The organism is Arthrobacter sp. TmT3-37, assembly GCF_054510835.1.
Genome location: NZ_JBTNDU010000006.1, coordinates 134559 through 160311, shown reverse-complemented (window position 1 = coordinate 160311; position 25753 = coordinate 134559). Strand labels below are relative to the sequence as shown.

The window sequence follows — 25753 nt, the reverse complement described above, 5'->3', positions numbered from 1 at the left end:
CGCTGCCGCTCCGGAGTGCGCTGCGACACCACCGGCGCCGTCCGCGTGTGTAGGGTTCTGGCATGACTTCCATGAACACCTCCACCGGGCAACCACAGGGATCCTCGCACGTCGGAGAGCAGCTCCGAGCGAGCATCGATGCCGCGTTCCCGCGCATCGTCGAGCAACTCTCGTCCCTCGTCGCCATCCAGGGCATCGCCTGGGAGGCCTTCGACGCGCACGAGCTCGACCGCAGCGCCGACGCCGTGGCCGAGCTGATCCGGGGCGTCGGCATCGACGACGTCCGCATCCTCCGCGTCGACAACGACGGCGCTCCCGGCGGTCCCGCCGTCGTGGCCCGTCGCGCTGCGGCCGAGGGCAGGCCGACCGTCCTGCTCTACGCCCACCACGACGTCCAGCCGCCGGGCGATCCGGCGCTCTGGGAGACCGAGCCCTTCGTCGCCACGGAGCGGAACGGCAGGCTCTACGGCCGTGGCGCGGCCGACGACAAGGCGGGCATCATGGCCCACGTCGGAGCCTTCGGAGCCCTGACGGAGGTGCTCGGGGACTCGTTCGGGGTCGGCGTCACGCTCTTCATCGAGGGGGAGGAGGAAGCGGGCTCGCCGACCTTCCGCTCGTTCCTCGAGACCTACCGGGACGACCTCGCGGCCGACGTGATCGTCGTCGCCGATTCAAGCAACTGGAAGGTCGGCGTGCCGGCGCTCACCACGAGCCTGCGCGGCCTCGTGGACGGCACCATCGAGGTGCAGGTGCTCGACCACGCGGTGCACTCCGGCATGTTCGGGGGACCGGTGCTCGACGCCCCGACGCTCCTCGCGCGCCTCATCGCGACCCTGCACGACGACGCCGGCGACGTCGCCGTCGCGGGCCTGGAAGGCGGGGACCACGCGTCCGTGGACTACGCCGAGCAGGACTACCGCGCGGACGCGTCGGTGCTCGACGGCGTCGAGCTCGCGGGCACGGGGTCGATCGCCTCGCGGCTGTGGCACAAGCCCGCCCTGTCCATCATCGGCATGGACATCCCGAGCGTTGCTCTGTCCTCCAACACGCTCCTCCCGCGGGCACGGGCGAAGTTCAGCCTCCGGCTCGCTCCCGGCCAGGATCCGCAGGCCGCGATGGAGGCGGTCCGGCGGCACGTCGAATCCCACGCGCCCTTCGGTGCGAAGGTCACGTTCACGCCGGGGGAGACCGGCAGCCCCTTCCGGACGGACACGAGCGAACCGGCATCGCGCCTCGCACTGGAGGCGCTCGAGGAGGCCTGGGGCGTGAAGCCCGTGGAAGCCGGCATGGGCGGATCCATCCCCTTCATCGCCGACCTCACCGAGCTCTTCCCCTCCGCCCAGATCCTCATCACCGGGGTCGAGGACCCGGACTCCCGGGCGCACAGCGCCAACGAATCGCTGCACCTCGACGAATTCAGGAAGGCCGTCCTCGCCGAGGCGATCCTGCTCGCCCGCATCAACGACGGCGGGCTCACCGCCGGCTAGTCACGGACGGGCCGGGAGGGCGGAAATGTTTCCGCCCTCCCGGCCGTTATCCCTGATGCGGGCCCGGCGTACGATTGACCAAAGCCGTGCGCGCTCCACCGCGGACGGCACTGAGAGCGGACACACCTGGTGGAGTCCGAGCTAGGAGAAACACTATGAGCACATCGACCACCGAAACAGGATCCCTGCAGGAGTCCACGGAACTCCCTGTGCACGAGGTCGCCCTGTCCGACGTCGCAGCCGGCAAGGTGCGCAGCCTCCTCGAGCAGGAAGGCCGTACCGACCTCCGCCTGCGCGTGGCGGTCCAGCCCGGCGGCTGCTCGGGCCTCATCTACCAGCTGTACTTCGACGAGCGCGTGCTCGACGGCGATGCCGTCCGCGACTTCGACGGCGTGGAGGTCATCGTGGACAAGATGAGCGTCCCCTACCTGTCGGGTGCCTCCATCGACTTCGAGGACACCATCTCGAAGCAGGGTTTCACCATCGACAACCCGAACGCAGGCGGCTCCTGCGCGTGTGGGGATTCCTTCCACTAACACGCGGAAAGGGCCCGGAACATCACCGCCGAGGTGTGTTCCGGGCCCTTTTGCATGTCACCAGATCGCAGGTCTTACGGGTAAGCTCTACAGTGAGTAGTAAAACTGGATGTGCACCCCGGGCAGCTTCATGGGCGGGTGGCAACGCACGTAGAAAAGGAAGGTCCGTCTGTGAGTTCGCAGGACCGAACCGGTAGCAAGCGCGTCAGGATCGCGAAGATCTCCAGCCTCTCGCTGGCTGGCGCCCTCCTACTGACCGGCTGTTCGGCAGAAGCCCAAAAGGGCTGGCTTCCGGCAGACCGGGACAACACCAATCACACCGGGATCATCACCGATCTCTGGGTCAACTCGTGGATCGCGGCCCTGGCCGTCGGCATCATCACCTGGGGCCTGATCATCTGGTGCATGGTCGCGTACCGCCGCCGGAAGAACGACACCGGCTACCCGCGGCAGATGAGCTACAACCTGCCGCTCGAGATCTTCTACCTGACGATCCCGCTGTTCATGGTGCTCGTCTTCTTCTACTTCACCGAGCGTGACATCGCCACGATCGACGCGCGAGTGGAGGACCCCGACGTGATCGTCGACGTCCGCGGCAAGCAGTGGTCGTGGGACTTCAACTACGTCAAGGAGGACAAGTACTCCACCGGCGTCCAGGGCAGCCTGAACGGCGAGGAGGGCGTTCCGGAGAACCTCCCGACGCTGTACCTGCCCGTGAACCGGTCCGTCGAGCTCCAGCTCAACGCCCGCGACGTGCAGCACTCGTTCTTCGTCCCGGCGTTCCTGCAGAAGCGCGACCTGTACCCGGGCCGTACCAACTACATCAACCTCACTCCTACCAAGGAGGGGACCTTCGCGGGCAAGTGCGCCGAGCTGTGCGGTCAGTACCACTCGGAGATGCTCTTCAACGTCAAGGTCGTCTCGCAGGAGGAATTCGACGCGCAGATGGCGCAGCTGGAAGACGGTCAGCTCGGCGACGAGTACGACCGCGACTCCTACCCCGAGGATGACCCCGATACCGACCCAGCCAGGAGCAGCAGCTGATGTCCACCTTCGAATACACCCTTGAGGAAGCCGGCACCGTAGCCGCTCCCCGCGTGGTCCCGAGGTCCAAGGGACGCATCGTCGTCAGCTGGATCACCTCGACCGACCACAAGACCATCGGGTACATGTACCTGATCGCCTCGTTCGTCTTCTTCTGCTTCGCCGGCGTGATGGCGCTGGTCATCCGCGCCGAGCTCTTCGAACCGGGCATGCAGGTCCTGCAGACCAAGGAGCAGTACAACCAGCTGTTCACGATGCACGGCACCGTGATGCTGCTGATGTTCGCGACTCCGCTGTTCGCAGGCTTCACGAACATCATCATGCCGCTGCAGATCGGCGCGCCCGACGTCGCCTTCCCGCGCCTGAACGCCCTGGCCTTCTGGTTCTTCCTGTTCGGCAGCACCATCGCCGTCTCCGGGTTCATCACCCCGCAGGGTGCCGCCTCGTTCGGCTGGTTCGCCTACGCGCCGCTCTCCAGTACGACGTTCTCGCCGGGCGTCGGCGGTGACCTCTGGGTCTTCGGACTCGCCCTGTCGGGCTTCGGTACCATCCTCGGCGGCGTCAACTTCATCACGACGATCATCTGCATGCGCGCCCCGGGCATGACGATGTGGCGCATGCCCATCTTCACGTGGAACGCGCTGATCACCTCGATCCTCGTCCTGATGGCCTTCCCGCCGCTGGCCGCCGCCCTGTTCGCCCTCGGCGCCGACCGCCGCTTCGGCGCCCACATCTTCGACCCGGAGGCCGGCGGTGCCATCCTGTGGCAGCACCTCTTCTGGTTCTTCGGCCACCCCGAGGTCTACATCATCGCTCTGCCGTTCTTCGGCATCGTCTCGGAGATCTTCCCGGTGTTCAGCCGCAAGCCGATCTTCGGCTACAAGGGCCTGGTGTACGCGACGATCGCCATCGCCGCGCTCTCCGTGACGGTCTGGGCGCACCACATGTACGTCACCGGCGCGGTCCTGCTGCCGTTCTTCGCCTTCATGACGATGCTCATCGCCGTTCCGACGGGCGTGAAGTTCTTCAATTGGATCGGTACGCTCTGGCGCGGGTCGCTGACGTTCGAGACGCCGATGCTCTGGAGCCTCGGCTTCCTCGTGACCTTCCTCTTCGGCGGTCTGACCGGCATCATCCTGGCCTCGCCGCCGCTGGACTTCCACGTCTCGGACACGTACTTCGTGGTCGCCCACTTCCACTACGTGGTCTTCGGCACCGTGGTCTTCGCGATGTTCGCCGGATTCTACTTCTGGTGGCCCAAGTTCACCGGCAAGATGCTCAACGAGCGCCTGGGCAAGATCCACTTCTGGATGCTGTTCCTCGGCTTCCACGCCACGTTCCTCATCCAGCACTGGCTCGGCGTCGAGGGCATGCCCCGCCGCTACGCGGACTACCTGCCGGAGGACGGCTACACCGCGATGAACCAGTTCTCCACGATCGGTTCGTTCGTCCTCGGGGCGTCGCTCATCCCGTTCTTCTGGAACGTGTACATCACCTGGCGGACCGGTAAGAAGGTCGAGGTCGACGATCCGTGGGGCTTCGGTGCCTCGCTGGAGTGGGCGACCTCCTGCCCGCCGCCGCGCCACAACTTCACCTCGCTGCCGCGCATCCGCTCGGAGCGCCCTGCGCTCGACCTGCACCACCCCGAGCTGCAGCAGACCCACACCCCCGATGACAGCGCCGTGGGCCAGGCCCTGGGCTCCGCGGACCGGAAGGACGCCAAAGCATGAGGATCGAAAAGAACCTGTTCCTTTTCGGTGTCCCGATCTTCGTGCCGGTCGCCATCATCTACGGGTGGTTGACGGAATGGTCCGAGTGGGTCGGCCTGCTCGGGATCCTCCTGGTCGGCGGCCTCGCCGGCATGATCGGTTTCTACCTCGCCTTCACCGGCAAGCGCGTCGGTGCACGCCCGGAGGACCGGCTCGACGCCGAGATCCACGAGGGTTCCGGCGAGCAGGGCCACTTCAGCCCGTGGAGCTGGTGGCCGCTGGTCCTCGGCATCTCGGCCGCAACCGGTTTCCTCGGTATCGCGATCGGATTCTGGATCCTGTACATCGGCCTCGGCCTGGCCGTGATCGCCCTGGTCGGCTGGGTCTTCGAGTACAGCCGCGGAGACCACGCGCACTAGGAGAAGTCCACCGGAAGGACCGCGAGGGAGCCCGCCACGTGCGGGCTCCCTTCCGTTTAAGTACAGTCGGTAGTGCCGCCGGACAGGCGGACCCGGGAACGAGGAGGGGGGACGGATCCATGGCGGTGCTGCCGCGGCCCTTCGACGCCGAGCTCCTCGATGAGGGGTCCGCCGTGCCGAAGCATGTCCAGCTCCGGGAGAGCCTGAGGCGATACGTGCTCGAGTCCGGGGACCCGGGAGCGGGCATCCCGTCGGAGCGAAGGCTGAGCGAGTACTACGGTGTGGCCCGCATGACGGTACGACAGGCCATCGACGCCCTTGTCGCGGAGGAGATCCTCGAGCGCATCGTGGGACTCGGTACCTTCGTGGCGCGCAGCAAGATGGACCTCCACATGAAGATGACCTCGTACACCGAGGAGATGATACGGCGCGGCATGGTGCCCGACGCACGGGTGCTGAGCTTCGAACAGCAGGGTGCCACGCCTCTGGTGGCACGGGAACTGCAGATCGAGATCGGCCAGCCCGTGGTCCGTTTCCGTCGACAGCTCCTCGCCGACGGAGAGCCGATGAGCGTCGACGAGAACTTCATCCCGGCACACCGGGTGAAGGGGATCCTGGACGACCCGCCACCGACGTCCCTGTACAACGTGCTCAGCGAGAAGTACGGCCTCGTGATGGAGTGGGGTGAGGACACCATCGAGGCCACGGCGGCGTCGCCGTCCATCGCACGGCTGCTCAACGTCGAGATGAACGCGCCCCTGCTGAAGATCCAGCGCCACGCCTACGTGGCGCGCGCGATGATCGACTACTCGGTGTCCTATTACCGAGCGGACCGCTACAAACTATGGGTTCCCCTGCAGCGGCCAGGCGTGCGGACGCCGCGCGCCTACACCTCGAAGAGACTGGGGTAGCGATGCGACCGATGAGGCCGTAGGACAGCGATCGTGTGCCCGGTTCCTTGCACCGGTTCCGCGCGACCAGGTCCGTGCAGATCGGCTACGGTGTGGGAGTCAGAGCGTTCAGGTCATCGAGAGCCAAGGTCACCGGCGCATTCGTCGCGGTGCTGGAGAGGTACATATTGATGCCGATCCCGCCGGCGGCCTGGAGCCCGGCCGTCGTGTCCGTCACTGATCGTTGCCACGCCGCCGGTTCAGCACTGCCCGACTTCCAGACCTTCGCTCGGAGTGTCGTGGGGTTGGTTCCGGAGGCCTGCACCCGCACCGCGAGGATATCGCCGGCGGCCAGGGTCAGCCCCGGTACGTCGATCGCGGGTTGGAGGACGACCTCGCTGCCACCCGTGGCATTGGCACGCGCCAGCGAGAGACCTACCGCGCCTGTCGAGCGGAGCACGATCTTCGCCTGATAGGAACCCGCCCCGAGGACTCGCCGTGCGATCGGCGATACGTAGATCCCATTGCCGGTGGCCCTCTTGTCGGCCGAGACCGTCATCCTCAAGTCAGTCGCGGTCGACGACACGCCTGCGAGGTAGGCGTTGTTCGTGACACCGGGCGTAGAGAACACGACCCGCCCCGTGTCCGAGACGGAGTACCGCGACGACGTGCCGGTCGTGGTCCACGAACCGCCGACCTCCGCCGTGCCGAAGCCGTTGGTGACTGTACGGGAGAAAGTATCGGTGGCCAGGCCGACGGGCTGGCCGGGAGTCGTCACCGTCAGGGACCGCGTCGTCGCAGCAGTTTGGCCGGCATTGTCGGTGACGGTGAGCCCGATCGTGTACGTGCCGGCCGTCGCATAGGAGTGGGACGCGACAGCACCGGTCGCCGTTGCGCCGTCTCCGAAGGTCCAGGCGTATCCGGCGATCGAACCATCAGGATCGCTGGAAGCCGAGCCGTCCACGGAGCAGGTCAGGTCCGTGCAGGAGGACGTGAAGAAGGCCGTCGGGGGTTCGTCGGTCGACGTACCCGCGGTGATCGTGAACGAGTCCGTGAAGGCGGCTGTATCCGCCGGGCGGAAGTCGGCAGCCAGGGACGTTGCCGTCGCGGATACTTCGAGGTTGCCGAAAGCCGGTTGGGCATTCAGGCCGGAGGAGGCGGCGAAGTACTGTCCCTCCGTGTCGCCCTGGTCGACGTCGCGAAGGGGAGTTCCCCCCGTTCCTACGATGGCGAACACCGTGCCGGCACCCTTGACCAGGCTGTTGTCAGCGTCCCTGACGCAGCCGGCGGTATAGGTGCCCGGCGTGACAGAGGAACAGGATGGTCCGTGTGCGAGCTGCTTGGACCGTGCGTAGAGGTGCTCGTGCCCGCTCAACACCAGATCGACCTTCTTGCTCACCAGGAGATTCATCAGGGCCGAGCCGGGCTCGCAGCTGTACTGGCCCACGGACAAGCACGGCTTGTGCATCCCCACCACAACCCAGGGAACCCCTGCAGCGCGTGCTCCGTCGATCGCGGCGGCAGTCCACTGATAGCGTGCTGAACCGGCACTGTAGGACCAGAGCCCGTCCGGGTAGGTGAGAGCCGGCGAGATCATGACATAACGCACGACCGGGTTCACCTCGGGCACGTCGACGTAGTACTGGCGGCCATAGGTTCCGACAAGGCCGGGCAGCTGATTCGGCAGGCAGGCCGAGAAATCGTTGATGTTGCCGTTGAGGGCGTCCGATTCGTGATTGCCCGACAGCAGCTCGAAGGGGAATCCGGCCCCCACCCGCGACGTGACGAAGTCACACCACGCCTGCTCGGCGCCGGTAGCCCCATAGGACAGGTCGCCGAGGGCGAGGTGCAGATCCGGGTCGATACTCCTGACCTGCGTGAGGACGGTTGCCGCCTGACTACTCGCGGAGATATCGCCGCTCGTGGTGAAGTGCACTGTGCCCGGAGTATCCAGGACGGCCTGAAGTGCCGCGGGCGCCACCACTCGTCCAGTAGCGCCGGAGCTGGCGAAGAAACCGGCGACGAGGAAAGCACAGGCCACACCGGCGACGAAAGACCTACGTGCGCCCATGATCGCGCTCCTTGCACCTTGAATTCTTCCTCCGGAACCCACGACGGGTGGCGCTTTCATCGTTGAGGATGAGGAATCGTCAGGCGTCTCAGGGAGAACGATAAACCCCGTCGCACTCTCGTAACAAGGATTTGCGGGAACCTACGGACAGCCAGCTCGTCCGCGCCTTCGGTGCCCGGCTGATCCACCGGAGCGGGGACCAGAGCTTCCCGCTGAGGGCGCGTTCCGTCCTGAGAACGAGGGAGGGCCCGGACGTCTCCGTCCGGGCCCTTCCTCGTACCCTCGGGGCTGGTGGCCCCTAGTGGCTGGCGATGGACTCCCGGTCCTTCGCGCCCGCGATCTCGTCGTGGTGGTCGCCGTGGGAGGCCGAGAGCTCCTTCGGCGTCACGGGGGCGACGCGGTCCTCGAAGAAGAACCGGGACACGCGTCCATGGACCTTGTCGAGCAGGCCGATCTTCCCGTCAGCGTCGGCCTTGGGAACCGTCACCTCCGGAGAGTCGAAGCTGACGAGCGTGTAGCGCTTGTAGTCGTCGACCGGCTCGTGGACCTCGATGAACTCGCCGTGCGGGAGGCGGACGATGCGTCCGGTCTCGCGACCGTGGAGGGCGATCTCGCGGTCCTTGCGCTGCAGCGCCAGGGCAATGCGGCGCGTCGCCATGAAGGCGAGGATCGGGCCGAAGATCACGAGGAAGCGCAGCCAGTACGTGACGTCGTTCAGCGACACCAGGAAGTGCGTGGCGATGAGGTCCGAGCTGGCAGCTGCCCACAGCACGCAGTAGAACACGATGCCGGCGACGCCGATAGCCGTACGGGTAGGAGCGTTCCGGGGACGGTTGAGCAGGTGGTGCTCACGCCGATCCTTCGTGACCCAGGCCTCGATCCACGGCCACGCGAACATCAGGGCGAAGACGATGGTGGCCGGTACGAGTGCCGGGATCAGGACGTTCAGCGAGAGCGCGTTGACGCCCCAGGGGAACGGGATCATGAACTCGAAGTCGAAGTTGCTGCCGATCGTGCCCGGCATCAGGCGGAGTGCGCCATCGACCCAACCGATGTACCAGTCGGGCTGGGTGCCTGCGGAAACGGGGGAGGGATCGTACGGGCCGTAGTTCCAGATCGGGTTGATGGTGAAGGCTGCGGCGATCGCTGCCAGCACACCGAACACGATGAAGAAGAATCCACCGGCCTTCGCCGCGTAGACGGGGCCGACCGGGTAGCCGACGACATTCGTGTTCGTGCGGCCCGGGCCGGCGAACTGCGTGTGCTTGTGGAGCACCACCATGAACAGGTGGATACCGATCAGCAGCAGGATCACGGCGGGGATCAGCAGGATGTGCAGGACGTACAGGCGACCGATGATCATGGTGCCCGGGAACTCACCACCGAAGAGGAAGAAGCTCAGGTACGTACCGACGACGGGGATGGCTTTCATGACGCCGTCGATGATGCGCAGGCCGTTGCCGGAGAGCAGGTCATCGGGGAGCGAGTAGCCGGTGAAGCCTGCGGCCAGGCTCAGGATGAGGAGGACGCAGCCGACGACCCAGTTGAACTCGCGGGGGCGGCGGAAGGCACCGGTGAAGAACACGCGGAGCATGTGCACGGCCACCGAAGCGGCGAACAGCAGGGCCGCCCAGTGGTGGATCTGCCGCATGAAGAGGCCGCCGCGGATGTCGAACGAGATGTCCAGCGAGGACGCGTAGGCGACCGACATCTCGACACCCCGCAGGGGCAGGTAGCTGCCCTCGTAGTGGGTCTCCGCCATCGACGGATCGTAGAAGAAGGTGAGGAAGGTACCGGAGATCAGCAGGATGACGAAGGTGTACAGCGCCACCTCACCGAACATGAACGTCCAGTGGTCGGGGAAGATCTTCCGCCCGAACTCCTTGACGATCCCGGAGCCGCCGACACGCGAGTCGACGTAGTCGGTGACCTTGCCGACGCGCGTCTTCGGCACGTAGGTTTGCGTCGCAGTTGAGCTGCTCATGTCAGCCTCGCTCCCAGAAACTAGGTCCTACGGGTTCTTGGAAATCGCTTGACGCGACGAGGTAGCCCTCGTCGTCGACTTCGATGGGTAGCTGTGGCAGCGGACGCGCAGCCGGACCGAAGATCACCTTGCACTCTTGTTCGAGGTCGAAGGTGGACTGGTGGCATGGGCACAGCAGGTGGTGGGTCTGCTGTTCGTAGAGCGCTACCGGGCAGCCGACGTGCGTGCAGATTTTGGAATACGCAACAATTCCGTCGTAGCCCCAGTTCTCCCGGCCGGGAGAGGGATTGAGTTCCTCGGGGTCGAGGCGCATCAGCAGGACGACTGCCTTGGCCTTCTCCTCGAGCTTGTTCTCGACCTCGTTGAGGCCTTCGGGGATGACATGGAACGCCGAGCCGACGGTGACGTCGGAGGCGCGGATGGGCGTGCCGCTCGGATCGCGCGTGAGGCGGACACCGGTGTCCCACATCGTCTGCTTCAGCGTGTTGCCCGGCAGGGGACCGAGGTCGCGGAAGATGGCGATGGCCGGCAGGGGAGCCAGGATGGCAGCTCCGAGGAGCGTGTTGCGGATCAACGGACGGCGCTTGATGCCGGACTCGTCGAGGATGTCGTTGACGATCTTCTCGGCGTCCTGGCGATCGCGCTCGGGGCGGATCTCGTGGCGGCTCTCCGTGACCTCGTGGTCCGGCATGAGCGTCTTCGCCCAGTGGACGATGCCGACGCCGATGCCGAGCATCGCGAAGGCCGTGCCGAGACCCAGCATCAGGTTCTGCAGGCGCAGGCGCTCGACGGTCTCGTTGAGCGGGATGGCGAAGTAGCCGACGAAGAAGAGCAGGGTGCCGAGCACCGAGATGAAGAACAGCAGGGCGACCTGGCGTTCGGCACGCTTCTCGGCGCGTCGGTCCCGGTCCGCGAGGCGCGGCCGGTGCGGCGGGAGGCCCGGGTTCTCGAACTCGTCCAGCTCCCGGCCTGGCGTAGCGACGGTCACCGAGGTTCCCGGAGCACCGTGACTAGAGTCGGCCATGATCCCTCTCATCCTTCTTTAGGTACTGCATGCGCAGGTATGTTGTTGATTCGTTGTCGAGGCGGGGGCGGATGGTCAGGACGACCTCGACGTGAGCCACACCGTGAAGGCGATGACGACGCCCAGACCGGCGACCCAGATGAACAGACCTTCGGAGACCGGACCCAGCGACCCGAGCTCTGCTCCGCCCGGTGAACCCTGTTCCTCGATGGTCTTGAGGAACGCGATGATGTCCTGCTTGTCCTCCGGAGCGATGTTCGCGTCGCTGAAGACGGGCATGTTCTGCGGGCCGGTGACCATGGCCTCGTAGATGTGCTGCTCACTGGTGCCGTCGATGGACGGGGCGAACTTCCCGCCGGTCAGGGCGCCGCCGGCGGCTGCCGCGTTGTGGCACATTGCGCAGTTCACGCGGAACAGCTCTCCACCCTTGGAGGCGTCACCGGCGGAAGCATCGAGGATCTCCTCGGAGGGGATGGCCGGGCCGGCACCGAGCGAGGCGACGTACGCCGCCATCTGCCGGATCTGCTCATCGGTGAACTGGACGGGCTTGGCCTGCGCCTGCGGGCCGTCCATCTGCATGGGCATCCGGCCCGTACCGACCTGGAAGTCGACGGAGGCGGCGCCGACCCCGACGAGCGACGGTGCGGCGTCCGAACCGGTCGCACCCATGCCGTGGCAGGATGCGCAGTTCGCCGAGAAGAGCTTGCTGCCCTCTTCGACGTCGTCCGCCGTGAACGTGGTGGTCTGTGCCTGCGCCTCGTTCGCGGTGCTGGCTGCGGCGTAGATCCCGCCGGTGACGAGGAGCGCCATCAGGAGCAGCGCGAATGCTGCTAGTGGGTGACGCCGCCTCTGGGAGAGTGCCTTCACGGAATGCTTCCTGCCTTTTGTGGTACCAGAGCTGCTGGAGGTCCTTCTTGAATTCTACCTCTAGTAGAAGAGATTACAGGAGGTAGTTACTGAAGGAAGTAGATGATGATGAACAGGCCGATCCAGACGACGTCGACGAAGTGCCAGTAGTAGGACGTCACGATGGCCGAAGTGGCTTCGAAGTGGCCGAAGCGCCTCGCGATGAAGGCCCGGCCGATGATGAACAGGAAGGCGATGAGCCCGCCGATCACGTGGATGCCGTGGAACCCGGTGGTGATGTAGAAGGCCGATCCGAAGGCGTTCGACGACAGCGCGACACCCTCGGAGACCAGCTCCGCGTACTCGTAGGCCTGCACGGAGACGAAGATCGCACCCATCAGGAAGGTCAGCAGGAACCACTCGACCATGCCCCAGCGGGCGAAGGCGAAGAGCCCTCCCGTCCGGCGCGGCTGCAGGCGCTCGGCGGCGAAGACGCCGAACTGGCAGCTGAAGGAGCTCGACACCAGGATGACGGTGTTGATCAGCGCGAACGGGACGTTCAGCTTCTCGGTCTCCATGGCCCACAGCTCGCTGGAGGTGGAACGGAGGGTGAAGTACATGGCAAAGAGGCCGGCGAAGAACATCAGCTCGCTGGACAACCACACCACGGTTCCTACGGAGACCATGTTGGGGCGGTTGAGCGCGGGATGCGGGGCGGCGCTGGGGGCTTGGGTCGCAGATGTCACAGACTCATTATGTCCCCAAGATCGTGGCGATCACCAACGCGAAACGGCCGCCCGGAGCCTGCCGTGGCGGGGCGGGGAGCCCCAACGCCCGGAATTCCGCGGAAGTTCCCCGGGATGACTTTCTACAATTCGTAGATAATCTTGGACGGTGAGCCTGACAACGAGCCCTGCAGCGGACCGACCCACCTGGCCGTCGATCTTCTCGTCCCTGCTGGCGGGTACCGATCTGAGCACCGGGCAGAGCCGCTGGGCAATGGACACCATCATGGCGGGAGAGGCGAGCCATACGCAGATCGCCGGGTTCCTGATCGCGCTGCGCGCCAAGGGGGAGTCCGTCGGTGAGCTCCTCGGGCTGGTCGAGGCGATGCTCGGACGGGCCCACCGGATCGAGGTCGCGGGACCCACGCTGGACATCGTGGGGACCGGGGGCGACGGCCTGAACACTCTGAACATCTCGACGATGGCGTCGCTCGTCGCCGTAGGGGCCGGCGCGAAGGTTGTCAAGCACGGAAACCGGGGGTCGTCCTCCGCCTCGGGCGCGGCCGACGTCATCGAGGAACTCGGTGTCCGGCTCGACCTCGCGCCGGCCGATGTCGCGCGGACGGCCGAGCAGGCGGGGATCACCTTCTGCTTCGCGCAGGTCTTCCACCCGTCCATGAAGCACGTCGCGGTGCCGCGGCGTGAACTGGGTATCCCCACGGCGTTCAACTTCCTCGGCCCCCTCAGCAATCCTGCCGGCGTGACCGCGCAGGCCCTCGGGTGCGCCGACGCCCGCATGGCGCCCCTCATGGCGGGTGTCCTCGCCGAGCGGGGCATCCGCGCACTCGTGTTCCGCGGCGACGACGGCCGCGACAAACTGACGACGAGCGGCTCCTCCACGGTCTGGGAGGTCCGGGGCGGGCGCGTCGATGCGCACGAGGTGCATCCCGGTGACTTCGGCCTGGACGTCGTCCCGGTCGACGCGCTGCGGGGTACCGATGCCAGGGGCAATGCCGCTGTGGTGCGTGCAGTGCTGGCCGGCGAGGCGGGACCGGTGCGCGACGCCGTCGTCCTCAACGCGGCGGCGGGCCTGGTCGCGCTCGACGAGAGCTCAGAGGGCGGTCTCGTCGACCGGATCCGTTCGGCGATGGACCGGGCTCGCGCCTCGATCGATTCCGGGGCCGCGGCCGGTGTACTCGAGCGGTGGGTCGAGGTCAGCCGCTCCGCCTGATCGCCCGGCCCCTACGCGGCCCTGATGCGGCGCTCACGCAGCGGACGCGCGGCCGAGCCTCAGCTGTCGAACCCCAGGGAGAACGCGGCGTCGAGGTCGTGCTGGGAGTAGGAGCGGAAGGCGATCTGCGTCGTCGTCGAGCGGATCCCCTCGATCTTCGAGAGGCGGTCGGCGATGACGTCCGCCAGGTCCTCATGCCGGCTCACGCGGGCGATCGCGATGAGGTCCCATTCGCCCGTCACCGAGTAGACCTCGCTGATCCCCTCGATCTCGGAGATGGCCTGGGCGCTCTCGGGGATGCGCGACGCATCGGTCTGGATGAGGACGAAAGCGGTGATCATGGCATGCCTTTCAGGGAGGGGAGGGAACTCGGGCCTACGCTACCGGCCGTACACGGCGTCGTCGGCCCCGGCGGACGCGCGCGAGAACGCGCGGCAGCAGCAGGAACGCACCGAGGACCAGCAGGGTCACGATCTGGAAGCTGACGGCCACTCCGGCGCCCGACAGGGCGCGGAGGGCGAGCCCGCCGGCCACCGTGCCGAGCCACAGGACCAGCCCGGTGGGACGGATCGCCGCGGGGAGGCGCCACGCGTGGATCGCGAGGAAGCAGACGGCGTAGGCGAGGAGGAACGGCCAGGCAGTCTCGAGGACGCCGGCGACGGTCACCCCATGCTCGTGCGTCCTGCGGCCTGAAGCGGCGAAGGCGAGGATCAGGACCCCATCGAGCGCGATCCAGGTGATCGGAGCCGCCGCCGACCGGCCGGGGGACTGCTCGGCCCTGGCGGGCGGGCGGCTGGCTCGGGGCATGCGTCCAGCCTACTGGTTGTCGGTTCCGGTCCCGTGGACTACATTCAGGCGACATCCGCACGCGCAGCGCGGCACGAGCGAAGGACACTCCCATGGGATCCATCACCCCCTGCCTCTGGTTCGACGGCCAGGCCGAGGAAGCGGCGGCTCTCTACACCTCGGTGGTGAGGAACTCGCGGATCGTGAGCCTGTCACGCGCCGGCCAGGAACCGGACGCCCCGGCCCTGACGGTGTCCTTCGAGCTCGACGGCCAGCCGTTCGTCGCCCTGAACGGCGGACCGCTCTACACCTTCACGGAAGCGGTCTCGTTCCAGATCGCCTGCGCCGACCAGTCGGAGGTGGACCACTACTGGACCGCGTTGACGGCCGGCGGGGAGGAGAGCCGCTGCGGCTGGCTCAAGGACCGGTTCGGGCTGTCGTGGCAGATCGTGCCCACCGCGCTGCCGAGCCTGATCGGCGGGGACGACGCCGAGGGTGCGCAGCGCGCGATGGCGGCGATGCTGGGCATGGGCAAGCTGGATATCGCAGCCCTCGAAGCGGCCTACCGCGGCCGATGACCGGTTGACCGGGACGGGCGGGCTCGGGCGAGCGGTTCCAGCAGCGCGGCGCTGGGTGCGGCCCGCTCGTCGATCTCCGAGGCGAGCGCGTGGAGGGCGCCGCTGATGACGTGCGCGCGGCCGCGGCACGGACGATCTGCACGATCTCCTCGTCGCTGAAGCCTTCGCTCCGCGGCACCTGTGGATCGATGGTGCGGAGAATCATGCCGCTGCCTGCCCTTCGGAGTGGTCCTCCGGGACGGGCCGTCGCACGGGCGCGGACGAGGGTCCTGCGTCACAGGTCGTGCACAGCATCGCGAAAGCAGGGTCACAACCGCGATGGCGAAGGTGGGTCAGGGGCCGTAAGGGCCCACCGGAACCGCGACGAGCGGCAGATCGAGGAGACACGATGATTCAGCGGAGAAAGATGGCACTGGGCTTCGGCGCGGCCGCACTGGTGGCGGGGGCCGGCCTCGGCGTCACGGGAATGGCCAGCGCGGCGACGGCGGCGCCCGAGCCGTCGGCGAGCGCATCGGCCACCCCGGGCGAGGAGGGCCGCGGGGGCGGGTTCGGGCGCCACGGGGGGTTCGATGCGGCGAGCCTCGCCGAGAAGCTCGGGGTCGAGGAGTCGGCTGTCAGTGACGCCCTGCAGACCCTCCGGAACGACGCGGGGGCGGGGAAGGACGCAGGAGGCACGCCGGACCGGGACGCCCTGCAGTCCGCGCTCGCAGCATCGCTCGCCGACGCACTGGGACTGGACGAGGCCACGGTGCAGGGTGCGCTCGACGAGCTCCGGGCCGAGCAACAGGAGGAACGATCGGCGGCTGTGCAGGAACGGCTCGACGCGGCGGTCTCGGACGGGTCCCTCACCCAGGAGGAGGCGGACGGCGCGGCGAGAGCTGTGGAGCTCGGCATCCTCGGCGGCCACCGCTAGGTCCGGCCACGGCAGGCATCACCCGCACACGCCGGGTGGTGCCTGCCCGGCGCCTGACGGTTCCTGTCCTGTCCCGGGCCTGTCGGGGGAGCCGACCCGATGCGAAAGGAAGCTGTCCTCGATGCTCCTGTCCCCGCCGGGTGCGCCGTCGTAGTCTTCTCCCAGCCCGAGGACGCGGCAGGTCCGCTCCACGGTCGGCCGATCATTCGAAGGAGCAGCCATGACCACTTTGCAGAACCGCCCCCACACCGCCCTCCTGGTCATCGACGTACAGATCGGCGTCGTCGCCGGTGCCCACCGGCGGGATGAGGTGCTGTCCAACATCAACACCCTGGTGGCGCGGGCGCGCAGCGAAGGCGTTCCGGTGGTCTGGGTGCAGCACTCGGATGCCGAGCTGGAGGTCGGGAGCGATCCCTGGCAGCTCGTGCCGGAGCTGGAGCGGTCCTCCGGCGAACCCCTCGTCCGGAAGACCTACGGTGATTCGTTCGAGGACACCGATCTCGAGGACGTCCTCGCGGCATCTGGCGTGGGCCGGCTCGTGGTGTCGGGCGCCCAGACGGACGCGTGCATCCGCTCGACCATCCACGGTGCGTTCGCGCGGGGATACGACGTCACCCTCGTCGGTGACGCCCATACCACCGAGGATCTGAGCGAATGGGGAGCCCCGACACCGGACAAGGTCATCGGGCACACCAACATGTACTGGCAGTACCAGTCCGCGCCGGGGCGCTCGGCGACCGTCGACGACACCGTCGATGTCTCCTTCGCCCCTGCCGGCGCCGTGCCGGCCTGATCCCTCAGGGCAGCCGGGAGGGCCGCAGCACGGACGGCAGGGAAGCCCTGCCCGGATCCAGGCGGACCGGGCTGACCAGGACGGCCGGGCCGCGCTGGAGGACACCGCTGGACAGGGGTCGGCAGCGCAGGCCGCCCCGCCCACGCATGGCCTTGTGCGCTCCCGGCGCGAGGACGCGGTCCATCCACGCGCAGGGATGGGCGTGTCGTCCGCCGTGGAACCCGACGTGTCCGTCACCCGACTCCAGCACGAAGTCCTGGCCGATGAGCGGCACCAGTTCGGCGCCCCGCAGGATGACATTGCGGCGGGGGAGCAGGGCATCGAAGGGCTCCGCTCCCACCTCGGCTGCGATGGCCTCGAGCGACTCGACGGCCATCAGGGTGACGGCCGCGTCCATGTGCGCGGCCTTGCCGAAGAAGCGGTCGCCGACGATGCCCTTGCCCTCCACCACATCTACGCTGTCGGCGTCGAGGGTGGGGACATCGGCGGCTCCGTCCCGCGCCCGTCCGAAGTAGGCATGCGCCCCGGACACGAGCAGGTGCAGGATCTCCACGTCGTAGCGGAACTCAGGGGTCATGCCTCCACGCTATCCGGTGCCGGCTCGTCCCCGTCCCGGCCTGTCCGCTCCTGCCCCGGATCAGGCGTCCGGGGGCAGCGGCTCGCGCTCGCCGTGCACGGCCCAGTAGCCGAGGAACCGTGCCTTGTAGATGGCGGGATTGTGCGAGGAGATGGTCCTCGCATTGCGCCAGTGCCGATCGAGCGCCCTGCCCGCCGACGTCGCCGAGGCACCGCCGACCTCGAAGAGGTGGGTGGCCGCACGGAGGACCTGGTCGACGGAGACCACCTGTGCCTGGCTCACGGCGACCTCCGCCTCGTCCACGGAAGCCCGGGCGGCGTCCTCCCCCGGATCCTCGCCGGCAGGCTGCGCATCCGCCGTCCCGCCGTCGGGAGACCCGCCCTGGCGCACCTCGGTGACCGCCGTGAAGGCGGTGTCGAGCGCGTCGGCAGCCGCCAGTACGACCGCCCGGGCGGAGAAGGCCAGACTGGAGACCTCACCGAGGACCTGCAGCACCTGCGGGTCCTCGCGCGGCAGGGGGGTCGGTGCGTTCACGTAGGAGCGTGTCCGCGGCCGCACGAAGGCCGCTGCATCACCTGCCGCCGCGTGGGCTATGCCGGCGAGGGACGCCACGAGCACCAGCTGGAAGAAGGCATGGACGTGGCTGGGGGCGTCGGGGGAGTAGGAACGCACGTCGCGTGGGTCCACGCGTACGTCCGTGAAACGGGTGGTGCCGCTGCCGGTCAGTCTCTGCCCGAAACCGTCCCAGTCGTCGATCCGGTCGACTCCCGGAGCCGTGGCCCGGACGGCGTACCCGACGCGCTCGCCGTCGCGCACGGCGCTGCCGGCGATCCAGTCCGCGTAGAGGCTGCCCGTGCTGTAGTACTTCGTCCCCGTCAGGGTCTGCATGTCGCCGGTTGTCGACGGGGTGAGGGACGTCCGGATATCCCGCAGGGACGTGCCGGACAACTCGCTCGAGGCGTTGCCCACCATGGCCCCGGCGGCGATGTCCAGCAACCAGCGGTCGCGGTGCGCCGAACGGGGCTGGATCAGTGTGCCCTCGACGTAGGCGAAGTGCCCCCGCCACAGCTGGGTCAGGTTGGAATCCGCGGCGGCGAGTTCCGTCAGCAGGACGAACAGCTGACGCAGACTCGCCCCCGATCCGCCGTATTCCACCGGCACCCGCAGGGCGCCGAACCCTGCTTCCTTCAGGGCGTCCACTTCCTCGAAGGGCAGTGTCCGGCTCCGCTCACGTTCGGCGGCGCTCCCGGCGATGCGGGCGAAGACGGGGCGGAATCTGTCGAGCAGCACCTCGGTGGCGGGAGCCTGGTGCGGGCCGGACGGGAACCCGCCGTTGCGCGGCTGGGCGTTGATGATCGTGGACACCGGCGCTCCTAGGCGTAGGACGGGGCCGAGGCCCCGGTGGCGGCGGCCGCGATGGTGCCGGCATCGGGACCGAGGTGGGCACCGTTGCGGTACCTCGCCCCTGGGTGCTGGTCGAAGAGCCTCGTGGTACCGCGACCAAACAGGCGCTCGCGGAGGGTCGACTCCTCGTAGGACCTGCGGTAGAGGCCGCGCTTCTGGAGTTCGGGGATCACGAGTTCGATGAAGTTCTCGGCCGTCCCGGGCGTGAGGAACTGCCGCAGGTTGAAGCCGTCGAGGTCGGTGCCTTCGACCCATCGCTCGATCTCGTCCGCGACCTCGCCGGGCGTCCCGATCGCCACGAAGGGGCCACGGTCGAACCTCGTGATGCGTTCGAGGGCCTGACCGACCGTCGTACCCGCCGGGTGCCGCCTGTTGCTCGGCTGCCGGTCCCGGCCGGGCCGGTCCTCACGGGCGAGGATGTCGTCGATCACCTCGTCCGGGCGGTAGGCGGCCAGATCGATGCCCCCACCTCCGGCGTGGGCGAGATAGCCCTCGGCACTCGAGAGGCGCCGGTACTCGTCCGCTTTCCGCTGCGCCTCCTTGTGCGTGCGGCCGACGATGACGACGGCGCCGGCGAAGGCCTTGATGTGGTCCGCCCGGCGGCCGTTCTCCACGGCGAGCCGGCGGAGGTCCTGCACGTTCTCCCGGTAGGCGGCGGCATCACGTCCGCCGACGAAGACCCCCTCGGCGTGCCTGGCGGCGAACGCCTTGCCCGCCGTCGAGCTTCCTGCCTGGAACAGCACGGGTGTGCGCTGGCGCGAGGGCGCGCTGAGGTGCGGCCCGGCGACGGAGAAGTGGGGGCCGCGGTGATTGATGTATCGGACCTTGGTCGGATCCGTGTAGACGCGGTGGTTCCGGTCCTCGACCACGGCGTCGTCGTCCCAGGAACCTTCCCACAGCTTGTAGAGCACCTCGAGGTACTCGTCGGCGATGGCATAGCGCTGGTCGTGCTCGACCTCGTCCGCGAGACCGAAGTTGCGCGCGGCGTTGGGCAGGTACGAGGTCACGATGTTCCAGCCGAACCGCCCCTTCGTGAGGTGGTCGAGTGTCGAGGCGCGGCGCGCGAACGCGAACGGCGGCTCGTAGGTGGTGGAGAACGTCGCCGCGAATCCGAGGTGTTCAGTCACCGCCGCCATGGCGGGGATGATCAGCAGGGGATCGTTGCTCGGGATCTGCACTGCTTCGCGGAGTGCCGTCTCCGGTCCGTTGCGGTAGCCGTCGTAGGTCCCGATCACATCCGCGAGGAAGACGCTGTCGAACAGGCCTGCCTCGAGGAGTTTGGCGGTCTCCACCCAGAAGTCGAGGTCGTTGAAGCGGTGCCTGTTGTTCTCGGGGTGGACCCAGAGTCCGTGGGAGATATGGCCCACGCAATTCATCTCGAACAGGTTGAAGGCGATCTGGCGTGTCATGGGTGGACCTGGTCCTTCCGGAATGCGGGGAGCTGGGGGATGGCGTTGATGAGCTGTCGCGTGTAATCGTGCTGCGGGGCATCGAAGACGTCGTCGACGGGGCCGTGGTCGAGGATGGCGCCGTCCTTGAGGACGAGGACCTTGCTGCTGACGTGCTGGATGACGCCGAGGTCGTGGGAGATGAAGAGGTAACTCAGGGAGAAACGGTCCTGCAGGTCCGTCAGGAGGTCGAGGATGCGGGCCTGGACGGTGACGTCGAGGGCGGACACCGGCTCGTCGCAGATGATGACCTCGGGATCGGCCGCGAGGGCACGGGCGATGGCGACGCGCTGCCGCTGGCCCCCCGAGAGGTCCAGTGGGCGGCTGCGTGCCCTGTCCGCGGGAAGGCCGACGAGGTCCAGGAGTTCGAGGACCCGCGCCGCGAGGGCGCCCCGGGGAGTGCCGGCGGCGGCAGCTGCCTGCCCCACGACCTGCCGGACCGTCTTGCGCGGGTCGAACGACTGCAGCGGATCCTGGTAGATCATCTGGACGGACCGTCGCGCCGTGAGGTCCCGGGAGGCGCGGTGCTCCTGCCAGGTACGGCCGTGCAGTCGCACGGCACCCGTGTCGGGCGCCTCGACGCCCAGCGCAATGCGCGCCACCGTGCTCTTGCCGGAGCCCGACTCGCCCACGATGCCCAGGGTGGTCCCGGCGGGGAGGGCGAAGGACACGTCGTCGACCGCTGTCCGTCGGCGACCGTCGGGCCCGGGGTAGCTCTTGCCGATGCCCTCGACCGTCAGCAGTCCCGGCGGGGACGCGGCTGCGTCGTCCCGGCTGCCGACCTCCGTGGACGTCGTGGCCGGCGTTCCGGGTCCGGGGACGGACCGGGCAGCTCCCGTGAGTCGGGAGCCGCGCGACGTCCTCGACGGGATGGCGGCCAGCAGCCCCTGCGTGTAGGGATGCCGGGGATCCTGCAGGACGGCCTGGACGCTGCCCTCCTCCACGATGACGCCGTTGCGCATCACGGCGACGCGGTCGGCGAGGTCTGCGACGACCGCGAGGTCGTGACTGACGACGAGCATCCCGGTCCGGGCACCCTTCAGCTGTCCGAGCAGCCGCAGGACCTGGGCGGCGATCGTCGCGTCCAGCGCCGTCGTCGGCTCGTCCGCGATGAGGAACCGGGGGCCCGCCGCGATGGCGGAGGCGATCAGTGCCCGCTGGCGGAGGCCGCCCGACAACTGGTGCGGGTACTGGCTCGCGCGGACCTCGGGTTCCGGGACACCGACGGACGCCAGGAGCTCCACGACGCGTTGGCGACGCCCCGTGCGGTCGAGGGTGCTGTGCAGGCGGAGGACCTCGCCCACCTCAGCGCCCACGGTCCGCAGGGAATCGAGTGAGGACAGCGCGTCCTGCAGGATGAAGCCGGCCTCCCTGCCCCGCACGCGGCTCCACTGCCGTTCTCCCCACCCCGACGCGTCCCGGCCGTCGAAGCGCAGGCTGCGGGATCCGACGTGGGCGCCGGGTCCGGTCAGTCCCACCAGGGTCCGGGCTGTCACCGACTTGCCGGATCCGGACTCGCCGACGAGCGCCAGGCATTCACCCGGCCGGATCGCGAGGCTGACGTCCCGGACGACCTCCCGCCGGTGGACGCCACGGCCGAACGAGACCGTCAGTCCGTCGAGTTCGACGACGGGCGGCGCCGCGCCGGCAGGTCCGGCGATGCCGGCGGCGGGTGTGAGGATCGGTGTGGAGCTCATGCGAGCCTTCCTTCGGAGCGGCGCCGGAGTTCACGCCCGACGACGGTGATTGACAGGACGGTGGCGACGAGGAACGCCGCGGGGATCGTGATCATCCAGGGGGCGTTGGAGATGAAGTTGCGCCCCGCCGAGAGCATCGCACCCCACTCGGGGGCCGGGGGAGGCGTGCCGAGTCCGAGGAAGCTGAGGGACGCACCGGCACCGATGGCGGATCCCACCCCGATGGTCGCCAGGACCAGCACCGGCTTGATGACGTTCGGGACGATGTGCGTCACGAGCACCCGCCACGCGGGCAGCCCCAGCGTACGGGCCGCCTCGACATAGCCGGAGCGCCGGACGAGGTGCGTCTGCGCCCGGGTGATCCGGGCGTAGTAGGCGATGCTGCCCGCCCCGATCGCGAGGATCGCATTCTCCGTGCCGCCGCCGATGATGCCGATGACCACCAGAGCGAGCAGGATCTCCGGGATGGCGAGGGTGACGTCGAGGAAGCGCATCACCGATGCCTCGACCAGGCGCCCGTTGAGCCCGGCGAGGAGGCCGATGGCCGTCCCGCCCAGCACGCCGATCGCCGTCGCGCCGAGACCGATGTACAGCGAGGTGGCAGCACCGTGCACGATCCGGGAATAGTTGTCCGCGCCGGAGTCGTCGGTACCGAACCAGGCCGTCCCGTCCGGCGCTTCGAAGCTCCGGGAGGGATCCACCGCGTACGGATCGGCCGGGGAGAGCAGACCCGGTGCCAGGACCGCCGCCGCGAGCCACAGGAGGAAGGCCGAGGCCAGCAGGATGCCGGGCCTGATGCGTCGCGCTCGCCGGGCGCGGACCCCGCGGTGGACGGGGTGGACGGGGTGGACGGGGACCGTAGGAGAAGCCGGAGGCGTCGGCGCCAGGGGAACCGCGTCGGGGGGAGCAGTGCGCGAGGTGATGCTCATGCCGTCACCACTTTCGGGTCGATGAGCGTGTAGAGGAGGTCGATCACCAGGTTGACCACCACGTACACCGCGGCGGAGAGCAGCACGATGCCGATGATGACGGGGAGGTCCTTGTTGTAGACGGAGGCCAGTGTCAGCGAACCGATGCCCTGCCGGCTGAACAGGGTCTCGACGATCACCGATCCGCCGAGGAGCGCGGCGACGACGAATCCTGACATCGTCATCACCGGGATGGCGGCATGCCGGAGTGCGTGCCGCACACGCACCGGGAGGTCGCGCATCCCGCGGGACCTCGCCGTGAGGATGAAGGGTTGCTCCAGGACGTCCTCGAGTTCGTTGCGGAGGACCTGCGAGAGCGTCCCGAAGACGGCGAGGCCCAGCGTGAGCGCCGGCAGGACCAGTGCCGCCACGCCCTGGTTGCCGCCGATCGGGAACCAGCGCAGCGAGAACGAGAAGACGATCAGCAGGGCGAACCCGATGATGAAGGTCGGTGTCGCGGCGAGGACCACTTCGACGCCGGAGACGATCGACCGGATCCAGTTCGCCCGCTGCGCGGACAGGACGGCGACGGCGAGGGTCAGCGGGAGGGCGACGGCGACGGCGGCTGCCGCGAGCGCCGCCGTCGCGCCGATCTGCTGGCCGATGGCATCCGTGACGGGCAGCCGGAGCCGGTAGGACTGGCCCAGGTCACCCTGCAGCAGGTTGCCGAGGTAGCTGCCGTACTGCACGATGAACGGCTGGTCGAGGAGGTAGTCGCTGCGGACCTGGGCGAGGGTCTCGGCCGTGGGCCGCGCGTCCGGACCGCCGAGGATCAGCAGAGCGGTGTCGCCCGGGATCAGGTAGACCGCGAGGAAGGTCAGCGTTGCCGCGCCCCAGAGCACGCCGATGCCGACCAGCAGGCGGGTGAGGATGCGTCGGAGGATCGGCACCTACTCCGCCTTCCACGCGTAGGTCAGGACGGGCACGGGGTGGGACGTGTCGACGGCGACATCATGGACCGTCTTGGCGTACGCGAACTGGCTCGGATTCTCGTAGAGGGGCACGCCGGGCACGATCTCGAGCAGCCGGTGCTGCGCCTTCGAGTACGCTTCCTCAGCCTCGGGTCCGTCGTCGGACCCGCGGGCCGTCAGGAGCAGTTCGTCCAGGGCCGGATCGTCGACGTAGGACGAGTTCTGGCCGATCCGTTCGCCGGTGATCTCCGAGGAGTGGTACCGGATGAACAGGACGTCGGTGGTGTTGGTGTGCCACACGCCGGCCAGCGCGTCGTAGTCACCGGCGTAGCGCAATTCGCTGAGCTGCGCCTGCGGCAGCTGGATGATCTGGAGGTCGAAGCCGACCTTACGGGCCTCGCCCTGCAGTTGGACCAGCAGGGGACTCGGCGTCGAGCTCTCCACCGTCGGTACCTCGACGACCAGCCGTCGGCCGTCCTTCGTGCGGAAGCCCTCGCCGTCGCGCTCGGACCAGCCGGCGTCGTCGAGCAGCTGGTTCGCGCGCTCGGGATCGTGGGTGAGCGTCCCCTCGACGGTCGGGTCGTAGTACTTGCTCTCCTTCGAGAGGAACCCGTCGATCGGCGTGTAGGTGCCGAAGCCCAGGCTCTCGGTGACCGCAGCGGTGTCCACGGCGGCGGCGAAGGCCTGGCGGACGGCGAGGTCGTCGAACGGTGCACGGCTGAGGTTGAAGCTCAGCACGTAGGGGCTGCCGGTGCGGGGGAGGTTCTCGTAGGTGAAGTTCGGGTCGGCCTGGACAGCCGCCGCGTTCTGGGGCGCGAGGTTCTCGGTCAGGTCGTACTGCCCGGAGACGAGGGACTGGTGCCGGATCACCGGCTCGCCGACGAGGGTCACCTCGACGCCGTCGAGATATGCCTCGCCGTCACCCTCGAGCCACTCCGGCGCCCAGTCGTAGCCCTCGCGCTTGGTGTAGGTGATGCTCTGGCCCGGCTGGTAGTCCGCGACGGTGAAGGGGCCGGTCCCGATCGGCTGCTGGCACAGGGTCTCGGGAGCCTCCGCGATGGCCTTGCCCGAGTTCATCCCGAGCCAGGACTGCGTGAGGGTGTAGAGGAACGGGGTGTAGGGGTATTCGAGGTGGGCCTCGAAGGTGTACTCGTCCAGGACCGTGCCGTCCACGTAGGGGGCGATGTACGCGGCGGCGAGCGGTGACTTCGTCGCGGGGTCCCGCATGTGCTCGAAGTTCTGGCCGAGGACCTCCGCGTTCCACGGCGAGCCGTCGCTGAAGGTGACGCCCTCCTTGAGGTGGAAGGTGTAGGTCCTGCCGTCCTCCGAGATGTCCCATGATTCCGCGAGGTAGGGCGCGATGTCCCCGTTCTCGTCCAGCGTCACCACGTTGTCGTAGATCAGGCGTCCCAGGAACTGCTGCTGGGTCGCCGAGATGCCGTGGCCGTCGAGGCACCCCGGTTCGGCCGAGATCGACACGTCCAGGACCCCTCCGGACACGGGCTCACCGGCCGTCTCCGAGGTGGAGGCCGCCGGTCCGGCGCAGCCACTGACAAGGGCCACCAGGGCGATGGCCGATAACGTGGTGAGCCGGCGGACCGGCCGGTGATTCCGGGCAGGGGGAATTACGGATGCATTCATGGAGAATTCCTCTGAGGGGTCCGGTGCCGCGCACGGCGGAATTCACCGGAAAAGGGGAGAAAGGAGCAACA

24 protein-coding genes are annotated in these 25753 nt (G+C 68.2%); 10 read left to right on the top strand and 14 right to left on the bottom strand.

The window, feature by feature from the left end; genetic code table 11:
* Window positions 1-62: 62 nt before the first annotated feature.
* The 6 genes from ACX80U_RS10390 (at window position 63) to ACX80U_RS10365 (ending at window position 6106) form a co-directional block, all read left to right on the top strand.
* On the top strand, window positions 63-1487 hold the full coding sequence (locus ACX80U_RS10390; RefSeq protein ID WP_208741180.1) for a dipeptidase: 1425 nt from the start codon (window positions 63-65) through the stop codon (window positions 1485-1487).
* Between the two features lie 155 nt (window positions 1488-1642).
* Window positions 1643-2023 (top strand): HesB/IscA family protein, encoded by a 381-nt coding sequence (locus ACX80U_RS10385; RefSeq protein WP_133080543.1) that lies wholly within the window; start codon window positions 1643-1645, stop codon window positions 2021-2023.
* A gap of 171 nt (window positions 2024-2194) precedes the next feature.
* Complete coding sequence (ctaC, locus tag ACX80U_RS10380) at window positions 2195-3067, top strand: aa3-type cytochrome oxidase subunit II (protein WP_133080542.1); 873 nt, start codon at window positions 2195-2197, stop codon at window positions 3065-3067.
* Complete coding sequence (gene ctaD / locus ACX80U_RS10375) at window positions 3067-4797, top strand: aa3-type cytochrome oxidase subunit I (protein WP_133080541.1); 1731 nt, start codon at window positions 3067-3069, stop codon at window positions 4795-4797. The genes ctaC and ctaD overlap by 1 nt, the downstream gene beginning before the upstream one ends.
* Window positions 4794-5195: a cytochrome c oxidase subunit 4 gene (locus tag ACX80U_RS10370; RefSeq protein ID WP_133080540.1), complete on the top strand. Its 402-nt coding sequence runs from the start codon at window positions 4794-4796 to the stop codon at window positions 5193-5195. Before ctaD ends, ACX80U_RS10370 begins: the two co-directional genes overlap by 4 nt.
* Before the next feature lie 119 nt (window positions 5196-5314).
* The gene (locus ACX80U_RS10365) at window positions 5315-6106 is read left to right on the top strand and encodes a GntR family transcriptional regulator (protein WP_459268335.1); all 792 of its coding nucleotides are present in this window, start codon (window positions 5315-5317) and stop codon (window positions 6104-6106) included.
* A gap of 85 nt (window positions 6107-6191) precedes the next feature.
* On the opposite strand, the gene ACX80U_RS10360 is transcribed toward ACX80U_RS10365, so the two are convergent.
* From ACX80U_RS10360 to ctaE, 5 genes are all read right to left on the bottom strand, one after another.
* The gene (locus ACX80U_RS10360; protein ID WP_459268334.1) at window positions 6192-8156 is read right to left on the bottom strand and encodes a PKD domain-containing protein; all 1965 of its coding nucleotides are present in this window, start codon (window positions 8154-8156) and stop codon (window positions 6192-6194) included.
* A 298-nt stretch (window positions 8157-8454) separates the two neighbouring features.
* Complete coding sequence (gene qcrB, locus ACX80U_RS10355) at window positions 8455-10140, bottom strand: cytochrome bc1 complex cytochrome b subunit (RefSeq protein ID WP_133080538.1); 1686 nt, start codon at window positions 10138-10140, stop codon at window positions 8455-8457.
* 1 nt (window position 10141) lies between these two features.
* A complete protein-coding gene (gene qcrA / locus ACX80U_RS10350) occupies window positions 10142-11164 on the bottom strand; it encodes a cytochrome bc1 complex Rieske iron-sulfur subunit (protein ID WP_133080537.1) in 1023 nt (340 codons plus the stop codon).
* A 75-nt stretch (window positions 11165-11239) separates the two neighbouring features.
* On the bottom strand, window positions 11240-12031 hold the full coding sequence (gene qcrC, locus ACX80U_RS10345; RefSeq protein WP_133080536.1) for a cytochrome bc1 complex diheme cytochrome c subunit: 792 nt from the start codon (window positions 12029-12031) through the stop codon (window positions 11240-11242).
* A gap of 86 nt (window positions 12032-12117) precedes the next feature.
* Window positions 12118-12756: an aa3-type cytochrome oxidase subunit III gene (ctaE, locus tag ACX80U_RS10340; RefSeq protein WP_133080535.1), complete on the bottom strand. Its 639-nt coding sequence runs from the start codon at window positions 12754-12756 to the stop codon at window positions 12118-12120.
* Window positions 12757-12904: 148 nt separating this feature from the next.
* Between ctaE and trpD the strand changes: the two genes are divergently transcribed.
* Complete coding sequence (trpD, locus tag ACX80U_RS10335) at window positions 12905-13966, top strand: anthranilate phosphoribosyltransferase (protein ID WP_459268333.1); 1062 nt, start codon at window positions 12905-12907, stop codon at window positions 13964-13966.
* Window positions 13967-14025: 59 nt separating this feature from the next.
* On the opposite strand, the gene ACX80U_RS10330 is transcribed toward trpD, so the two are convergent.
* Entirely contained in the window at window positions 14026-14307 is a 282-nt protein-coding gene (locus tag ACX80U_RS10330; protein WP_055771154.1) for an Lrp/AsnC family transcriptional regulator, read from the bottom strand.
* Between the two features lie 34 nt (window positions 14308-14341).
* Complete coding sequence (locus ACX80U_RS10325) at window positions 14342-14773, bottom strand: DUF3054 domain-containing protein (RefSeq protein WP_459268332.1); 432 nt, start codon at window positions 14771-14773, stop codon at window positions 14342-14344.
* A gap of 92 nt (window positions 14774-14865) precedes the next feature.
* Here ACX80U_RS10325 and ACX80U_RS10320 point away from each other — a divergent pair, with 92 nt between their 5' ends.
* From ACX80U_RS10320 to ACX80U_RS10310, 3 genes are all read left to right on the top strand, one after another.
* Complete coding sequence (locus ACX80U_RS10320; RefSeq protein ID WP_459268331.1) at window positions 14866-15330, top strand: VOC family protein; 465 nt, start codon at window positions 14866-14868, stop codon at window positions 15328-15330.
* A 388-nt stretch (window positions 15331-15718) separates the two neighbouring features.
* Complete coding sequence (locus tag ACX80U_RS10315) at window positions 15719-16243, top strand: hypothetical protein (RefSeq protein WP_459268330.1); 525 nt, start codon at window positions 15719-15721, stop codon at window positions 16241-16243.
* A 220-nt stretch (window positions 16244-16463) separates the two neighbouring features.
* Window positions 16464-17036, top strand: coding sequence for an isochorismatase family protein (locus ACX80U_RS10310; protein ID WP_133080530.1), 573 nt, complete (start codon window positions 16464-16466; stop codon window positions 17034-17036).
* 4 nt (window positions 17037-17040) lie between these two features.
* Here ACX80U_RS10310 and ACX80U_RS10305 read toward each other — a convergent pair whose 3' ends face one another.
* The 7 genes from ACX80U_RS10305 to ACX80U_RS10275 are packed head-to-tail and all read right to left on the bottom strand — an operon-like array spanning window position 17041 to window position 25682.
* Window positions 17041-17613 (bottom strand): MOSC domain-containing protein, encoded by a 573-nt coding sequence (locus tag ACX80U_RS10305; RefSeq protein ID WP_133080529.1) that lies wholly within the window; start codon window positions 17611-17613, stop codon window positions 17041-17043.
* A gap of 60 nt (window positions 17614-17673) precedes the next feature.
* Window positions 17674-18978, bottom strand: a complete 1305-nt coding sequence (locus ACX80U_RS10300) for an acyl-CoA dehydrogenase family protein (protein ID WP_459268329.1) — start codon at window positions 18976-18978, stop codon at window positions 17674-17676.
* Window positions 18979-18986: 8 nt separating this feature from the next.
* Window positions 18987-20426 carry an LLM class flavin-dependent oxidoreductase gene (locus tag ACX80U_RS10295; RefSeq protein WP_459268328.1) on the bottom strand — a complete coding sequence of 480 codons (1440 nt, stop codon included), beginning with the start codon at window positions 20424-20426 and terminating at the stop codon, window positions 18987-18989.
* Window positions 20423-22162, bottom strand: a complete 1740-nt coding sequence (locus tag ACX80U_RS10290) for a dipeptide ABC transporter ATP-binding protein (protein WP_459268327.1) — start codon at window positions 22160-22162, stop codon at window positions 20423-20425. Before ACX80U_RS10290 ends, ACX80U_RS10295 begins: the two co-directional genes overlap by 4 nt.
* Window positions 22159-23091: an ABC transporter permease gene (locus ACX80U_RS10285; RefSeq protein WP_459268326.1), complete on the bottom strand. Its 933-nt coding sequence runs from the start codon at window positions 23089-23091 to the stop codon at window positions 22159-22161. The genes ACX80U_RS10290 and ACX80U_RS10285 overlap by 4 nt, the downstream gene beginning before the upstream one ends.
* Window positions 23088-24020 (bottom strand): ABC transporter permease, encoded by a 933-nt coding sequence (locus ACX80U_RS10280; RefSeq protein WP_208739420.1) that lies wholly within the window; start codon window positions 24018-24020, stop codon window positions 23088-23090. Before ACX80U_RS10280 ends, ACX80U_RS10285 begins: the two co-directional genes overlap by 4 nt.
* Complete coding sequence (locus ACX80U_RS10275) at window positions 24021-25682, bottom strand: ABC transporter substrate-binding protein (protein ID WP_459268325.1); 1662 nt, start codon at window positions 25680-25682, stop codon at window positions 24021-24023.
* Window positions 25683-25753 lie beyond the last annotated feature (71 nt).